Annotated in this window: 14 protein-coding genes; 5 read left to right on the top strand and 9 right to left on the bottom strand. The window is 62.1% G+C overall.

The annotated features are described in order from the left end of the window. Positions 1-15: 15 nt before the first annotated feature. The 5 genes from ACZ9H3_RS14750 to ACZ9H3_RS14730 all read left to right on the top strand — a co-directional run bounded on the left by ACZ9H3_RS14750 (position 16) and on the right by ACZ9H3_RS14730 (position 3,586). Positions 16-510: a GNAT family N-acetyltransferase gene (locus ACZ9H3_RS14750; protein WP_330522449.1), complete on the top strand. Its 495-nt coding sequence runs from the start codon at positions 16-18 to the stop codon at positions 508-510. 563 nt (positions 511-1,073) lie between these two features. Further along, a complete protein-coding gene (locus ACZ9H3_RS14745; RefSeq protein WP_476221297.1) occupies positions 1,074-1,907 on the top strand; it encodes an AAA family ATPase in 834 nt (277 codons plus the stop codon). Further along, entirely contained in the window at positions 1,904-2,758 is an 855-nt protein-coding gene (locus ACZ9H3_RS14740; protein WP_476221295.1) for a sulfotransferase domain-containing protein, read from the top strand. Before ACZ9H3_RS14745 ends, ACZ9H3_RS14740 begins: the two co-directional genes overlap by 4 nt. A 59-nt stretch (positions 2,759-2,817) precedes the next feature. Continuing rightward, positions 2,818-3,120 carry a PqqD family peptide modification chaperone gene (locus ACZ9H3_RS14735; protein ID WP_476221293.1) on the top strand — a complete coding sequence of 101 codons (303 nt, stop codon included), beginning with the start codon at positions 2,818-2,820 and terminating at the stop codon, positions 3,118-3,120. 10 nt (positions 3,121-3,130) lie between these two features. Continuing rightward, a complete protein-coding gene (locus tag ACZ9H3_RS14730) occupies positions 3,131-3,586 on the top strand; it encodes a lasso peptide biosynthesis B2 protein (RefSeq protein ID WP_476221291.1) in 456 nt (151 codons plus the stop codon). On the opposite strand, the gene ACZ9H3_RS14725 is transcribed toward ACZ9H3_RS14730, so the two are convergent. The 9 genes from ACZ9H3_RS14725 to ACZ9H3_RS14685 are packed head-to-tail and all read right to left on the bottom strand — an operon-like array spanning position 3,580 to position 15,096. Beyond that, positions 3,580-5,433, bottom strand: coding sequence for an asparagine synthetase B family protein (locus ACZ9H3_RS14725; RefSeq protein WP_476221289.1), 1,854 nt, complete (start codon positions 5,431-5,433; stop codon positions 3,580-3,582). The two genes, ACZ9H3_RS14730 and ACZ9H3_RS14725, sit on opposite strands and share 7 nt — an antisense overlap. After that, positions 5,424-6,650: a sugar-transfer associated ATP-grasp domain-containing protein gene (locus ACZ9H3_RS14720; RefSeq protein ID WP_476221287.1), complete on the bottom strand. Its 1,227-nt coding sequence runs from the start codon at positions 6,648-6,650 to the stop codon at positions 5,424-5,426. Before ACZ9H3_RS14720 ends, ACZ9H3_RS14725 begins: the two co-directional genes overlap by 10 nt. Continuing rightward, a complete protein-coding gene (locus ACZ9H3_RS14715) occupies positions 6,643-7,431 on the bottom strand; it encodes a WecB/TagA/CpsF family glycosyltransferase (protein ID WP_099776305.1) in 789 nt (262 codons plus the stop codon). Before ACZ9H3_RS14715 ends, ACZ9H3_RS14720 begins: the two co-directional genes overlap by 8 nt. Beyond that, the gene (locus ACZ9H3_RS14710; protein ID WP_065759747.1) at positions 7,412-8,704 is read right to left on the bottom strand and encodes an O-antigen ligase family protein; all 1,293 of its coding nucleotides are present in this window, start codon (positions 8,702-8,704) and stop codon (positions 7,412-7,414) included. Before ACZ9H3_RS14710 ends, ACZ9H3_RS14715 begins: the two co-directional genes overlap by 20 nt. Continuing rightward, entirely contained in the window at positions 8,701-9,702 is a 1,002-nt protein-coding gene (locus ACZ9H3_RS14705; protein WP_476221284.1) for a class I SAM-dependent methyltransferase, read from the bottom strand. The genes ACZ9H3_RS14710 and ACZ9H3_RS14705 overlap by 4 nt, the downstream gene beginning before the upstream one ends. Then, complete coding sequence (gene asnB, locus ACZ9H3_RS14700) at positions 9,695-11,536, bottom strand: asparagine synthase (glutamine-hydrolyzing) (protein WP_476221282.1); 1,842 nt, start codon at positions 11,534-11,536, stop codon at positions 9,695-9,697. The genes ACZ9H3_RS14705 and asnB overlap by 8 nt, the downstream gene beginning before the upstream one ends. Before the next feature lie 19 nt (positions 11,537-11,555). After that, entirely contained in the window at positions 11,556-12,953 is a 1,398-nt protein-coding gene (locus tag ACZ9H3_RS14695; RefSeq protein WP_476221280.1) for a hypothetical protein, read from the bottom strand. Continuing rightward, on the bottom strand, positions 12,950-13,879 hold the full coding sequence (locus ACZ9H3_RS14690; RefSeq protein ID WP_476221278.1) for an NAD-dependent epimerase/dehydratase family protein: 930 nt from the start codon (positions 13,877-13,879) through the stop codon (positions 12,950-12,952). The genes ACZ9H3_RS14695 and ACZ9H3_RS14690 overlap by 4 nt, the downstream gene beginning before the upstream one ends. Next, complete coding sequence (locus ACZ9H3_RS14685) at positions 13,876-15,096, bottom strand: hypothetical protein (RefSeq protein WP_476221276.1); 1,221 nt, start codon at positions 15,094-15,096, stop codon at positions 13,876-13,878. The genes ACZ9H3_RS14690 and ACZ9H3_RS14685 overlap by 4 nt, the downstream gene beginning before the upstream one ends. Positions 15,097-15,317 lie beyond the last annotated feature (221 nt).

The following is a 15,317-nucleotide window of genomic DNA, read 5'->3' as shown; positions in this document are numbered from 1 at the left end:
ATGCGCGTGTTGCCCATGGAATATCTGCTGTCGGGCTTGGCATTGCGCGGCGAGAACCCTGACGACAGGCCGTTCCTGGAACGGCTTTTCGTCTCGAACCGAGCTGCGGACCCGGGTTTTGCGGCGTGGCCGGAACAGATGCGGCATACGTTCCTGGCCAGCCAGTTTGATTTGCAGCGCCGTCATTATGCCAACGCCTATGCCGGGGGCGATTTCTATATCGTCGAACACAATGCATGCGCCGTTGGCAGGCTTTGCCTGTTCGGGACGGATCACGATGTACGGGTGGTCGATGTATCCCTGACCCCGGAGAGCTGCGGCATCGGGCTTGGCTCGGCGCTGCTGCGTGCGGTGCAGCGTCAGGCCGGCATGCAGGGCAAGACCGTCAGCCTCAACGTGGAGATGAGCAACCCGGCTCTGCGGCTGTACCGGCGTCTGGGCTTCGAGCAGACCGGCCAGTCAGGTCCCTATTGGCATATGATCTGGCGCCCATCGACAGGAGTACTTTGACGGGCATGTCTTGTATAGCAAAAAGCAATTATGTAGGCTTTAAACCGTTTTTTTGCTGCGGATTGGCTGCAGTAAAACCTGCCAAAGGATACTGGTCGTGACCTCCCACAATACTGTTGATGCAAAGGGCGCCCAGCCCGAGAGCCAGAAAAAAGAGTGGTTTACCCCTGAGGTGCGCGATCAAAGCATTAACAGTCTTACTGAGGCGACCAAGTTCTATTATGCGACCGAGACCTCCGTAACAGTTGGGCCTGTTTCCTAATCTGCTTCCCGCGCAGCCGTTCGGCGAGTGATATCCCTTGGCTTTTGTACGCTAGCGCTTTGTCTCTGAAGTGTTTAAACGGCTGACAGGCATCTACGATGTTCATCACGCCTCTAGCGCTCACTGGCGGCCGGCGCGTTCCTGAGTGATCGCAGCCTAGCCTTTCGTGGATCCGGGCCAAGCAATTTTGAATGAGTTCATTGCTAATACACGTAGGTCCACCTTGGTCGATTATCTTGTTTGTGGGCTCTCTGTCCGTTCCGAGTTGCTGCTGCCCGGCATCGTAAGAGCCGAGGCCCTGGTGAGCGAGCCGGATGTGCTGGTGCAACGGGCAACCGTTCCTTTGCCTTATACGCCAGAGCAGGAGCACGGCCTGAATTGGCGTGTCGACGGTGCCGATGTGTTGTTCCGGGTGCCGGGGATCGTTCGGTTTCTGATTGCCGGTGGCCGACAGGTTGAGTTCGAGCTCGAAGCCTCTGGCCGCGACGACGATGTTGTGCCGTTTTTTCTCAGTACCGTGGTCGGTGTGCTGCTGCATCAACGCCAGCGCCTGGTACTGCATGCGTCCGCCGTTTCTTTCAACGGTCAGGCTGTCGCGATTTGCGGGCCGAGTGGGGTGGGCAAATCCACCTTGGCGGCGGCGTTGTGCGAGGCGGGCTGCAGTTTTGTCAGTGATGATGTATCGGTCATTCACACGGCCACTGCGGGCAGGCCCTTGGTGATTCCGGACGGGCGTCAGCATCGGCTATGGGCTGATAGCGTTGAACGCCTTTCCCTGAACGACCGTCAGGGTGCAGCTGTGCGGGCCAGCCTGCAGAAGTTTCATGTGGATCCGGCCAGTGAAGGCCAACCGGTGCCCGTTCCCTTGCAGGCCATCGTAGTATTGCGTGAGGCGCGGGGGGCGCACCGTCCTGGGCTTGTGCAGCTCTCGTCCGCTGATGCCGTCGCGTTGCTTCGTAATGACGTGTTCCGTGGGCTGTTCGCGTCGCGCCTGGGGCGTGATGCGCAGTTGTTTGTCCAGATAGCCGCGTTGCTAGGGCAGGTTCAGGTGTTTCGGCTTGATCGGCACGCCGATTTTGCTCGGCTTGGCGATGATGTGCGTCTGGTTCTGGGCTGTCTGGAAAGCGCCAAATGACAGCACGCGATCACGGCGTGGTGTGGTTGGCCTCCTTTCCCAAGTCAGGCAATACCTGGTTACGGTTGTTGCTGTCCAATCTGTTGTATGCCGATGAGCAGCCGGTCGATATCAACCACATTACCTTGCCGGGCAACTCGCCCATTAGCCGCCATACCATTGAAGCGCTGACACTTATCGATACCAGCCTGTTGACCCACAGCGAAGTGGACCGGCTGCGACCTCAGTGGGCCCGATTGGCAACAGCCGATGCGACGGAACGCTCTTATATCAAAACGCACGACCTTTGGCGCCTCAACGCTGCCGGTGAGCCCATACTTGGCCGACTCACCCACAGTGTTGCGATGTATGTCGTTCGTGATCCGCGAGACGTGGCCGTATCGCTGTCCCATCATTTCGGCTGTTCGCTCGACAAGGCCATTGGCTATCTGAATGACGGCTCCGGTGACGTGGGCCGTGTTCCGCGCCGGTATGTCGCTCGATTCGACAGCGTCTTGTACAGTTGGAGCCAGCATGTGAGCAGTTGGCTTGAGCAGCGCGAGGTTCCTGTGCACCTGCTGCGTTATGAGGACTTGCTGGCCAATGGTGCGGCAGCATTTGCTGAGGCTGTTGCGTTTCTGGGCCTCGACGTGTCGGCCCAAGCCATAGAACGTGCCGTGCACTTTGCTGCGTTCGATCAATTGCAGCGCCAGGAGCAGACGCATGGCTTTCGGGAAAAGCTTGGCCGAGCCAGCGCGCCGTTCTTCCGCTCGGGGCGGGCGGGGGCGTGGTCCGAGGTGTTATCCCCTGCACAGCAAGAGCGCATTGTGTGCGCCCATCGTCCGCTCATGGAGCGTCTGGGTTACCTATGAGCCGCGCGCGGTAATGGTTTTTATCGGATGACCCATACAATCATGGAGCAGAGAGTTTAATGATCGATACAAGGCTGCTTTCAGAGGGCGTGTTCCAGCGCACCGAAGGGTTGCTCGCGGCTGAGGCGGGTGAAGAGTTGTTGATGATGAGCGTTGATCTGGGCAAGTACTTCAACCTCAATGCGGTTGGCGCCAGGATCTGGGCGCTTCTGGAGAAGCCGCTGATGGTGCAGGCCATGCTTGCTACTTTGCTTGCCGAATACGATGTTACCCCTGAGGTGGCACGCCAGGAGCTGGAAACCTTTCTCGGCGCCTTGCATGAACGCGGTTTGGTCAAGGTCAGCGATGCGTTGGCTGGCTAAATACAGGCGTATGTCCCGCGCCGACCGCTGGCTGACGCTGGAGGCTGCGGTATCGCTCCTGTGCGCGGCGAGCATGCTCAAGCTTTTACCGTTTCGTTGGGTCGCCAGAGGGGCCGGGGAGTTGTCAGGGCAAACGCAGCGGGCTGAAGTGTCGTCGCTGCCGCCCCTGCACCCTGCATTGCCAGGGCAGGTCGGGCGGGCTGTGGTGCGTGCTGCTCGGCACCTGCCATTGACGCTGCTATGCCTGCCCCAAGCCATTGCTGCCCAGCGCATGCTGCGTCGGCGTGGTATCGCCTCCACCCTGCATTTTGGTATGGCGCTCAGCACGGATGGCAGTCGCCGCATGTTGGCCCATGCCTGGCTGACCGTAGGCGAGCAAGGGGTGATCGGCATACCTGCCAGCCAGGGTTTTAGCGAGCTGGCTCGTTTTTCCCAGGAAGCATCTGGCGCCCCCCCTGCTCAGTGATGTTGCAGCAACCAGGCCATGGCGCGCAGCAGCGACATCGGCACAATGGCGCCTGCGCTGGCCATGCGCGTCCGGTTCTCGGCCAGCACAAGGTGTTTTGCATCCTCTACCGTGGGCAGGTGGTCGATGCGGCGCTGTATCGCCTGCAGGTCAAAAAGATCGCCTGCGAGGGGATGGGCGCGCAGTGCTTCCATCTGCGCGTGCAGCGCGTCGCGTTGCGCCGCCTGGATCATAAGTAGTTCGGGAAATGGGCTGAGCTTGTTACGCCGCCAACGAATTTTCTCGGGCAGTACATTGGCCATGGCATCGCGGAACAGGCGTCGTTTCCATCCGCCGCGACAAAACAACGTGCTGGGTAACGACCAGGCGAACTCGACGACCCGGCGGTCCAGTAGTGGAAAAGTAAACGCGATGCCATAGCGCGCACCCATTAACGCCCAGTGTTCGGTCCTGCGTGCCAGGTGCGGCTGTGCCGCCAGCAGTTGCCAGCGATTGCCCACCGCATTGGCGCCGATCCTGATGCCTGGGCCGATGATGCGATGGTCGTCGAGCCTCAACATGTCTTGCAGTTTGTACGGATGAGCCCCGGCGGTAGGCCGCTGGCGCAAGAAAGCGAGGGCGGCGCCCGGTATCAGGTAAGGCAACAATTCGGCGCGTATTGTTCGAAGTGGGGATTGGCCGTGTTCGTTGGCCAGCGCCCGAAACTCTCCGGCCAGGTAGCGCCATTGCCCGCCCAGTAACGCTTCTGCCAGCGCCCCACGACCGTTGTAGGTGGCCCCTTCGTCGCCACCCCAGCCCGACAGCAGGGTCGTCACGCCGTGAGCGGCGGCATGTGCGCAGACCTGGTTATCCGGAAAAGCCGGGTCGCACGGTACCAATTGATCGACATCCATGCGTGGGAAGACAAACGCTGCTTGATTGTCGATCCGGATCGGCTGCCAGGCGATGTCCGGCTCCTGACGCAATACGGCCTCGACGTAATCGCCTTCGCCTTGCAGGTCCAGCCCGGTCAGGCTGCCGGGCAGAAAGGAGTAGCCCAACAGTGGCTGGTTTGCCTGGCGTTGCAGGCGGGCCGCCAGGACTGCCAGTGACGAAGAATCCAGGCCACCGCTTATGTGAGCGCCTACCGGCCTTTCGGCAGGCAAGCGGCAACGCACCGCTTCGCGGACGAGCGTGGCCATTTCTTCGGCGGCCTCTTCCGGGCTGCAGGTACGCTGCCCGCCGAGGGTTGGCTCCAGTCGCCAGTGATGCTGGCGCTCGATGTGCAGCGGCGATACGCGTATCCGCTCGCCCGGTGCGAGCCGTTCGATGCCTCTGAAAAGCGAACGCTCCGGTCCGTGCAAGGCGCCGAGCAGGTCACTCAGGAAGTAGTCCTGATCAAGCTCTCGGGTGACGAAACCGCCAGCGTGGATGGCCCGGGGGAGTGAGCCGAAGGCGAACAGGTTGCCTGGCTGATGGGTGAAGAACAGCGGTCGTACCCCCATGCCATCGCGGGCGCAGGTCATGGTACGCGAACGTGCATCCCAGAGCGCCACGGCAAACTCTCCGAGTATGCGTTTCAGCGCTTCGGTGTGGGGGGCTTCCAGCGCTGCCAGTAGCTGCCTTTCGCCGTCGATCTGTGGTTCGTGTATACGGGCGTCGGCAGCCATCACTGCACCGCTTGCTGCGTGCGGCAACGAGGCTTCCCCCCCACTGAAATCCAGCACTGCCAGTGCGGCAGGCCCTTGCAGAAGGCGGGCGACACTCGGTATCAAGCCTGGCTCGATCATCGCACTCACCATGCGCTCCAGGCATGTGGCCTCGGCTGCTCGGCCATCCAGATGTACAAATCCGCAAATCAGGCGCATGGGTAGGCTTCCAGATGTTCCAGTGCGATGGTGGCAAAGGGCGTATCACCCAGCGCAGTGTCGTCGATCAATTGGTGAAACAAGCATCCCCAGCCGGCGTTGGTTTCGATCAGCACGGGACCGTCAGGCGTTACCGCGACATCCCAGCCCAGAAAGACGAAACGTTCAAACGCTTGGCGATGGGCGCGTTGCACCAGTTCCACACAGGCCTGCCAGTGAGGGATCGTAAGGTCGGTGATGGCCTTGCCCGTCAACGGATGATGCGTAACCACGTCGCCCTTGGCGGTGAGGCTGCGTGTGACCTTGCCGGTTTCTGCATTGATCGCACAGAGGATGGGGCGGCGTCTGCCATGGTGTTCATCGGTGAACAGCATCATCAGTTTTGCGACCACCTGCACCTCGCCTGCCAGGGTGATGCCGGTGACGATGCGCAGTGTTACCAGCGGCCCGTGGGACAGCTCCGCAAGCGTGGGATGGTTGTGCAACCAGGGTTGCACAATGCAATCGCGTTGTCGCCAGTGCTCCACCAGTGCAGTGGGCTGCAGGGTTTGGCCATTGATGTCGCGGTAGCCTGTTGCTTCGCGCAGCCACTGTTGCGCGCCGCTACCCTGGCTGCCGTGTAGGTCCTTGACCCACAGCCTGGCCTGGTCTGGCAGAAACGGGGTGTGCGAAGGGTCTTGTCGCCCTTCGCGGAATACGGCGAGGGTGGGGATACAGGGCAGGGCATGGCGCTGGCAAATGTCAGCGAAGCGCGCCTTGTCCTGAACGTCCGAATGCGAGGCGCCGCGTCGCGTATTCAAGGTGCGTAGCAGGTTTGCCTCGCACCAGTAAAAGTAATCGCCGGCCAGGTGCTGGCGCGATTTATCGGCGAGTCGGTAGCTGTTGAATTCTACTGGCGGCACATTGTGCAGCATTGCCAGGCGCCACATCTGCCACCCCTGCCGAACGCTCTCCCAGGGGCTGCCCGGACGTATGTCCGCTGGTGCTTGGCGCAGGTTGCGTCGGGTTTCCAGCAGGGCACCGATGGGCCAGGCCAGGGTCATGAGGGCGCGCAAGGCCCAGCGCTGCAGCAACGGTCGATGGGCGAAGTATTCAGATCGTGCCACCGAACGAATGCGCCCCATGGGTGTGCGCGAGGAGCGCAGAACCATGAAGGGGAAGCCTCGTTTGCTCAGCCCGAACGCCCGGGCGGCTTTGACCAGGCGTGCCTTACGCATTGGTGCCCGACCCGGCGTGGCGCTGGAAGAGGCCTTTGAACTTGGCGACGATCAACAGAAACAGGTAGGCGACGTTGGTCCGTACATAGCGCCATAGCAAGCGACGGGGCTCCATGAGCAGCCGGAAAAACCACTCCATGCCAATGACTTGCATCCAGCGAGGGGCACGCGGCAGTGTGCCGGAAAGCACATCGAACGAGCCGCCGACCCCCATGCCGATCTTTACGCCAAGGTGCTGCCAGTGTTTCTGCAGTAGCAGCTCCTTCTTCGGGGAGCTCATGCCGATGAACAACATGTCTGCACCGCTGGTGCGAATCGCTTCGACCACATCGGCTTCTTCTTCGGCGCTGAAGTAACCATCACGCACCCCGACAATGCGCAGTTTCGGATAGCGGCCGAGTAAGCGCTGAGCAGTCAGTTGCACCACCTCCCTGCGAGCGCCCAGCAGATAGACAGAAGCCCCGGTTTCCGCTGCCAGGGCGCACAGATCACCCAACAGATCGATGCCCGCGCGGCGTGGTGGGACCGGTATGTCCAGAAGCTTGAGCCCGAGTGAAATGCCGGCACCGTCAATATGCACCCACTCGGCTTCGTTCAGCGCGCCCATCAGCAGCGGTGCGCGACGGGCGTCGACCAGCTTGGCAACATTCAGGCCCTCCAGGTGCAGGCGGCGCTCGCCGGCAAGGGAGCGCTTCGCTTCCTCCATCAGATCGTGTGGGGCGATCAGGTCGAGGGGGCATCCGAGAAAGTCGATCCGACGGTTACCGGGCTGAGTATTCATAGCGCATCCCTGCTGCATAATGTTGTGTTTTGGGCAGGCTGCGCAGTGTGGCACCGCAGAGCAGCCAGAAAGCGCCGGTACCGGAGACTGCCAGTACGTGCTCGGAACTGATCAGGGTCGTGGCGACACCGAGCGACAGCCAGAAAACCGCCAGGGCCATGGGCTCGCGATGCTGGCGATAGCCGCGCCACAAGGCCAGCGCGACGTTGGCATAGAAGTACAGGAAGAGCAGGGCGGCGGGCAGGCCCAATTGAAAGGCGATACTGAAGATGGCCCCTTCACCGCCACCGATGGCCGGGCGGCTTTCTTGTGCGGCGATTGCGCCTTGCTCACCTAACCCGGCTCCCAGCAGCAATACCTTGGGCAAGTCCTGAAGGTTTTTCTGCAAGGCCATCCAGTGACCGATGGTTGAACCATCCTGAAATCGGATGCTGATGAGCACGATGCCGTATGACGCAATGGCAATAGCAATACAGGCACACCCCGCGATCACCAGGCGTGAATACCGGGAGCGGAACAAGGTCGTGCCGGTCATCAGGTAGCCGACCAGCGCCAGGCTGCCCGCGAGCATGGCGCCTCGTGTCCCGGACATCCAGATACCGATGAACATCAGGCCGCACAAGGCAAGGCCGAACCAGCGCGCACGCCGCTCCAACCAAGCGATTGCGGTCAGCGCGACGACGGCGAGGAACATTCCCTGGGCCAAAGGCGAGGCCAGCAGGCCTGCGGCCCGGCGATCCAGCTCGAGGTTGGAGTAGAAATTCCAGGGCAACCCGGTGTCCGGTTGAGCCCCCAGCAGCAAGCCTTTGACATGCAGCATGTAGCTCGGATACGCGAGCGTGTCGATCCAGAAATGGGTGTTTCGTTGTTCCCAGGCGCCGAACAGGGTACTGGCGATGCCCAGCGTTATCAGCAGGGCGGCACAACTGCGCAGTTGCTGGCGTTCCCGGACGCAGTAATAGCCCGCCAGAAAGAACAGCATGGGTATCAGCAGAGTGCCGAATGAGCCGACCAGGATGCCAAAGGAGACGCCGCCGCGATTGAACAGCAGGTACAGCATTGCCAGGCTGCCATAGGCCAGTATTGGCAGCAGCAGGCGCGTCGGCATGCGTACGCTGAGCAGGCAGCAGCCCGCGAGGACGATGACCAGCAGGTCGCGCAGATTGCGCAGCACGCCCGCGCCAGGCCACGCGCCGCCATCATACAGCCAGGCACTGCCAAGGTCGCCCAAGTGGACCCAAAGTATGATGATCACCAGCGCCACGAACCTCATCGGCGCGGCTCCTGACGCTGCCGGGCACGATGTTGGCGCCAGCGCTGCAGCTCGCCGAGCGCGCCAGCTCCGAGCAGGCTCAGGGCCGCACGCTTGAGCATGGCCTTCAGGCGGTCTTTGAGGCCCCAGTCAACCCGTTCAATCCATTGATCAATGGTGTTGACGCTTGCCTTGGCAGCGGGCGCCATGGGGGATTGCACGAGGCGTTCCGGGCGTTTTGCTTCAAGCCACAGCGTACCGGGCAATGCCGTCAGTGGATGAGCGCCGCAGTAGGTGACCTGCAGACCGGCTGCTTCGGCGAGGCGTTGCAGGTTGTCGGCGCAGAAGTAACTCAAGTGAGCCGGGTGCACGAACAAGCGGGTCTGCCAGTCGCTCATCAGGTCCGGCACCTCTATCCATAGCTGTCCGCCTACTCGGAGCGTGCGTGCGGCCTGTTCCAGGAAACCCCGAGGGTCGATCAGGTGCTCCAGGACATGGAACGCTACCAGCGCGTCCAGGTGCTCTGTTGGGAGGGCGGCCAGGTCATTGATGAACGCGACCTGCGCGTGCGCCAGCAAGGCGCCGCGGTGCGACGTGTCCGGCTCGCTGGCCGTCAGTTGCAGGTCTGGGCGCAGCATTGAGGCCTCGCCGAGAAAAGCACCGAAGCCCGAACCCATTTCAAAAAGATGCGCCTTCTGTGGCAGCTTCGGCGCAATCAGCGACAGACGCAGGCGGGCAGTTTCCCGGTCGCCGCGCCAGGCAAAGAAGCGCGTGGTGCTGTGCCAGGGTACTTCCGCCGGAAACAGGCGGCGGTAGGCGCCTTCATAGAACCGCGACAGGCCGGCTTCGGTAAAGCCCGGCGCCAGATAAACCGCCGCACAATGTCCGCAACGCCTCAGTTGCTGGCCTGATCGGGCATAGACCTCCGGCCAGAAATGCCGCTGTGCCTCGGTGCTGCCGCACAGGCGACACTGGCCGCAGTCCGCTGCCAACCCCCAGTCCACGCTGTGCTCACGCATGGAACCTCCGATACCAGAGCGCTACTGACAGTGCCAGCCACAACGTACTGTGCTGACGGGGCTGGGCGAGCTGGGCGCGGAGCCCATCCACGTCGATGAATGCCGCCAGCCCGGAGGGCAGGTCATCGAGCAACTCGCGCCACGGCAAACGACCGACGAGAAACTGTTCGGCATGACCGAAACCGGTGTTCTTCGGCGTTTCGATGATGGCCTCGGGCAGCAGCCCTTTGAAGGCGTCCCGGAGCAGCGCCTTGGAGCGCCCTTCACCCACCCGCGTCAATGCCGGGGTGGCAAAGGCGCGTTGCACCAGGCGATGGTCCATGAATGGGCTGCGCAGTTCGATACCCGCGCTCATGCTGTTGCGGTCGGCAATCCGCAGGCTCATGGGCAGCAGGTTATCGAGTTCATCCTGGCGCAGCCGGGTTTCCAGATTGCTGCGCATGCGTTCTTGCAGGTATTCCAGGCGATGCCGCTGCGACGCCCAGAGTGCCTCGCTCATCAGGCCGACGCTGGGTCTTTTGCGCCGCAGCAATGCCCCCACCGCAGGCAGTGGCAGGTCCCAGACCAGGCGATTCAAGAGCAGGCCGGGCGCGAAAGTGCGGTACCTGAGCAGGCGAATCATATGAAGCAGTTTGCCCGCCTTGAACGCATCCCTCGTCGCCAGGGCGTGGTAACGCGCGGTGTACCCGCCGAACAGCTCGTCGGCGCCTTCCCCGGATAACACGACTTTGTAGCCTTGTTCGCGGATGGCACGGTAGGTTCTGAAGCCGGCAATCGCCGACGGCGTGCTGAACGGCTCGCCCTGGACGCTGACCAAGTTCATTAGCTCATCGGCTGAGGGGATGGGGTTAAAGCGCAGTATTCGATGCAAGGCCGCATGACCACTGTCGCCCATGAACGCTGTGGCTCTGGCCGACTCATCGAATGCCGACTGCACAGCGTCGTGATAGCCGTAGGTAAAGGCGCCCGACAGCCGCTGTCGGTGTTGCTGGCTGGCGCCAAGCGCGACACGCGTGATGATGGAGCTGTCCAGCCCGCCGGACAGCAGGCTGGCCACGGGGACGTCTGCCTGCAGGCGCAGGCGAATTGCATCTTCCACCAGCTCGCGCACTTCGGTGCTCGACAGCGGTTCTGCGCTACCGGGCTCGGGCCAGTCATGATAAGGGGCGGCACTGAAACGCCCGGCTCGGCTCATGCGGCAGACCTGGCCAGGCGGTACCGCCTGAACGCCGCTAAAGAACGTGGCGTTGCCTTGCTCGGAAAAACCGGTGACCAGGAAATCGAACAGTTTCTCTGGGTTAGGGGCTGGGTACCCGCCACGCATTGCAGCAATTGCGCTGATTTCGCTGGCCAGCGTTACGTGGTGCCCATCGTGATGCAGGTACAGCGGTTTCACGCCGAGCCGGTCGCGGCAATAGATCAGATCGCCGCTGGGCGCATCCCATAGCACCGCCGCCCACATGCCGTTGCAGCGAGTAAATACCTTCTCACCCCAGAGGCGCCAGCCCTGTAGCAGCACCTCGGTGTCGCCGTCTGTGACGAACAGGCAGCCCAGTGCGCGAAGCTCTTCGCGCAGCTCGACAAAGTTGTAGATCGCACCATTGAACACCAGCACCGTACCGCTGATCGGGCAGCGCATAGGCTGTTCGGCAGCGCTGCTGGTATCGAGGATGGCCAGTCGGCGATGGCCGAGCAGGGTCGCGGGTGCCTGCTCTACGGTGAGTAGCCCTTCTGCATCCGGACCACGTCGGGCCAGGCTCGCCAGTGCCGATCTGGCCCGTTGTTCCAGGCCGGCGGAGGCGCGGAGCGCGCGTACTGCAATCAAACCGCACATGACAGCTGCTCCGGTGTGTTCATGGGTGAGCGCCTGCGCGGCGGGCGGGCAAATAGCAGGGCATCTGCCGCAGCAGTCCGATCAGGATTGGCAGCAACAGCACCGTGCCGATCGTCATCGCCCAATCGGTTGCGTCGGCAACACACGCGAGCAACGACAGGGCCAGGGTCGTCAGCCCAGCGAGCCCGAAGCGCAGCTTGAGCAGTTTGAGCTGCCAGACCAATATCGCAAGTACGCCTGCCATGCGGGCCCACAGAAGGTAACCGGCGTCGCCTGCCCAAGCGGCGCCGATCTGCAGCAGTGCGCTGCCGGTCATGCCGATCACCAGCAACCTCATCAAGCGACCCTCGAGGCGAGCACTGATGAGCAGCGTGGCGAGAACCCCACTCGATGCCGAGAGCCCCCAAGCGAATATCACGATTGCTGCCAGCCCCAGCCATGGGCGTTGCCCAGTAAACAACGCCAGGTCCTTTATCAGCAGGCCCGCCAGCAACACTGTTGCTGTGCCCCACAGCAACAGTGAGGCCACGGTCAGAATCCGCGCCTGCCCGGGTGCCGTGTTGGCAGTGGGCAGCAGGAGCCGTGCAAGCTGGGCCTGTATCCCTGAAAGGCCGCTGAGCACGTGGTTCAAGATCAGGAAAAACGGCAGGAAAGTTGGTGCCAGTGGTGCCAGCAGAAACGGTGTGAGCCGGTCATGCAGGGTGCCGCATATGCCGATCAGCGAGAGATGGACAGCGGCGCCTATCTGACCTTTGCCCACCAAAGGCAGCCAGAGCTTGAGTTGGCGGCTGCAGATCACATTGACGAGTGCCTGCACCAGATAGCCAAGGCTGACCGATAGCCCGGCGGTGGCCGCCATCGACTGCGCGAGCGTGTCCTGTAACAGGTACCAGAAGAGCAGTGCGGCGGGCCAAGCGACTTGTGTGACCAGCAGACCGGCCAAGCGCCGCCCCTCGGCGATCATTGGCGACGAATAATTGAACAGCGCGAGCAGGCAGGCTGGCGCGGCCCAGAGCAGGTACTCCTGGCTGGCACCCTCACTGCCCCATAGCTGCCAGCCGAGTGCGCTGGCGGCCAGCAGCGCGGCGGTAGCGGCCAACCGATGTCCCAAGGCATATCGCCAGGTGTGTTGCCAGTCGGGCGAGTTGCCGGATTCGCGCAGGAACAGTGACGAGTAGCCAAGGTCCGCCAGGAAAATCAGCGTAACCAGCAGCAGGTGGGCGAGTCCGGTTTCACCGTATTGCGAAGGGCCCAACAGGTACAGCAGGCGTAACTGGAACAGGAAATTGGCCACTTGGCCCAGCGCGTACGTCGAGGCCGCGAAGAGCAACGGCTGGCTGATCGACCCTGCCTTGGGGTGTCGAGCGTGTTTGCCAGGCGTCGGTTGAGCGGGCTCTTGAGAGGCGCCTGGATTCACTGCGCACTGTCCGGAAACACGACCCTTCGCAAGGCTTCATCGAAGCGCAAACGTGGCTGCCAGCCAAGCAGTTCCAGCGTGCGGCCGGGATCACCGAGTTGGCTGGGGCGGTCGACTCGGCGCTTGCGCGCCGGGTCAACTTCAACCGTTACCGGCATGCCGAGAATCTGGCCCAGTTGCCGGACCAATTGCTCTACGGAGTGCTCCACGCCAGAACACAGGTTCAGGGTATCGAACGGAACATCGTGGCGAGGGTCGAGCAGCATGGCGATCAGGCCGCGAGCGATGTCGTCAGCGTGCAGGTAGTCGCGCCTTGGGGTCAGGTTCCCCAGGCGCACGCGCCCATCGCTTGCACTGCGCAGTTGTGCCAGCACTTCGGGAATCAGGTGCCCATTGGGATCGTCATGGCCAATGGCGTTGAAGATCCTGGCTGCTCGGCCCACGCGTTGGCCGCGGCTGGCCCAGAACTTCAACTGTTGTTCGTTGCTGTACTTGGACAGGGCATAGTTGTCGCAGGGCGCCAGCGGGCTGGTGAGTTCTGCCAGCGGGGCTTCCTGCCAGGCATAGACGGCGCCGCTTGACGCAATCACGATGCGCCTGATATCTGCCTGCTCCGCGGCGGCCAGTAATCGCTCGGTACCGACGACGTTGACGTCAAGGCAGTGAGCGCGTTGGGTTTCGCAGGTGGGAATGTGATGCACCGCTGCCAGGTGGATGATGGCATCTGGACGAAACGCGTCCAGCAGGGCTGTCAGTGTTTCGCTGTTGCACAGATCGCCGCACACCGCCAGGGTGGCTTCGTCCGGCATCGGCAGGCCGCTCGACAGGTTGTCCAGCACCGCAACTTCGCCGCCGGCCTCGCGCCATTGTCGGGTAACGCGACGCCCCAGCATACCGGCTCCACCGGTGACCAACAGGCGCATCATGAGCGCACCTCGACGATCAGTCTGCGACGCAGGGGGCGTGGCAGCCAGGTCAGGATTTCACGATCCCGGTGCAACAGGGCATGGATCGCCAACAACAGCGACAGCCCCGCAAACAGCACCCCGAAAACGATCAGGCCGACCACGACGGGGTTGCGTGCCGTTACCAGCACACTGGAAAGCGCCGAGCGTGTCTTGATGCCGATGGCCTGCTGCCGGGCCTCGGCCAGCGCCAGCTTGAGGCTCATGTCCTGGACTGCCTCTTGAGCAACAGTTGGCAGTTGCGGGTTGTCGGCGAGCAGTTTGTTTCGGTTCTCGCGTAACCTGTCGATGATCTCCTCCCCGGAGGAGACATTGCGGACGGTCTGGTCCATGCCCGTCAGCAATTGTGTTGTCCAGTCGAGCTTTTCCAGCTCACGACGGAGCTTGCGCGATTTGGCTTGCAGCTCGGAAACGGTCGCTTCCAGCGCCACGATCTGCGGCAATGGTGCGAGGTACTTGCCGCCACCGTCGCTCACCGACACGACGGTGTTGGCCTCCATGTGTCGCAGTTCGGGGTAACGCTCCAACAGTCGGCGCATATCTTCGATACGTTGGCGGTACTGCTCGATGTCGAAGTCTGTTTGCAGCAAGTCGAGGTGCAACTGCGGGCGCCGGGCAAGTGCCTGCTGGCCTTCACGGATCAGGCCTATCAGGCTGTTGGCCAGCAAGGCTTCGCGCACATGTCGGGTTAGCAGCTCAAAGGTACGGCTGGCCTGCGCGTCATCGCGCGCCTGTACTGACAGGCTCAGGCCCAGGCCCCGGGTCTTCTGGAGTTCGGCGACCGGTACGTCGCGCAGATCGTCTCTGTTCAGTGCCGAACGGTAGAGTACCGTACGGGCCCAATACGCCGGGTTTAGCGCCATTCGCTTGAGTTGAGGAGGTGTTGATCCGCCATCCGCATCGCTAAAAGACTTCGCCACCCAGCGTTCGTCCCACAGGAACGACTGAGTTTGTCGCCATTCTTCAAGCGAAATATCGGGAACTTCAACTAAGGCCGTTACGTTATACAGGGGGCGTTGGGCAACCCACCACGCTGCGCACACCGACAGGACCAACGCTGGTAGCAACAGTAACCGGCCGAAGCGTTGGTAGAAGCGCAATACACGCAGGAACAATTCGCCGAGTGAAGTTTCGTCATCCTGAGGCCGCTGCGGGCCCTGTGCTGCTGTCGAGTACATGCATCCAACCTGAAGGGAACGCTGATGGCCTCCTGCCGTCCGTCCGCTATCCGGTCGAACACCCATGCTGTCGAGGTGTTGTGAATTTGCCATAGCCTGCAGGCTGTTGCAATTGGCCAGCATTTACGCCTGCATTTAGTTAATCGAGACCGCTTTTTCAGGCCTTCGCAGGTGCTTCTGGATAGGGTACTTGCGCGACATGGCCTCTTCGGGCACGGTTT

It is taken from the genome of Pseudomonas sp. TE3910, assembly GCF_056279025.1.
This window is presented reverse-complemented; position numbering and strand designations above follow the sequence as displayed.

Excerpts from the sequence above, each read along its gene's own strand:
- ACZ9H3_RS14685 (WP_476221276.1), bottom strand. The coding sequence starts at position 15,096 with ATGTACTCGACAGCAGCACAGGGCCCGCAGCGGCCTCAGGATGACGAA.
- ACZ9H3_RS14735 (WP_476221293.1), top strand. The coding sequence starts at position 2,818 with ATGATCGATACAAGGCTGCTTTCAGAGGGCGTGTTCCAGCGCACCGAA.
- ACZ9H3_RS14725 (WP_476221289.1), bottom strand. The coding sequence starts at position 5,433 with ATGCGCCTGATTTGCGGATTTGTACATCTGGATGGCCGAGCAGCCGAG.
- ACZ9H3_RS14720 (WP_476221287.1), bottom strand. The coding sequence starts at position 6,650 with ATGCGTAAGGCACGCCTGGTCAAAGCCGCCCGGGCGTTCGGGCTGAGC.
- ACZ9H3_RS14750 (WP_330522449.1), top strand. The coding sequence starts at position 16 with ATGGAATATCTGCTGTCGGGCTTGGCATTGCGCGGCGAGAACCCTGAC.
- asnB (WP_476221282.1), bottom strand. The coding sequence starts at position 11,536 with ATGTGCGGTTTGATTGCAGTACGCGCGCTCCGCGCCTCCGCCGGCCTG.
- ACZ9H3_RS14690 (WP_476221278.1), bottom strand. The coding sequence starts at position 13,879 with ATGATGCGCCTGTTGGTCACCGGTGGAGCCGGTATGCTGGGGCGTCGC.
- ACZ9H3_RS14710 (WP_065759747.1), bottom strand. The coding sequence starts at position 8,704 with ATGAGGTTCGTGGCGCTGGTGATCATCATACTTTGGGTCCACTTGGGC.
- ACZ9H3_RS14740 (WP_476221295.1), top strand. The coding sequence starts at position 1,904 with ATGACAGCACGCGATCACGGCGTGGTGTGGTTGGCCTCCTTTCCCAAG.
- ACZ9H3_RS14705 (WP_476221284.1), bottom strand. The coding sequence starts at position 9,702 with ATGCGTGAGCACAGCGTGGACTGGGGGTTGGCAGCGGACTGCGGCCAG.
- ACZ9H3_RS14730 (WP_476221291.1), top strand. The coding sequence starts at position 3,131 with ATGTCCCGCGCCGACCGCTGGCTGACGCTGGAGGCTGCGGTATCGCTC.
- ACZ9H3_RS14715 (WP_099776305.1), bottom strand. The coding sequence starts at position 7,431 with ATGAATACTCAGCCCGGTAACCGTCGGATCGACTTTCTCGGATGCCCC.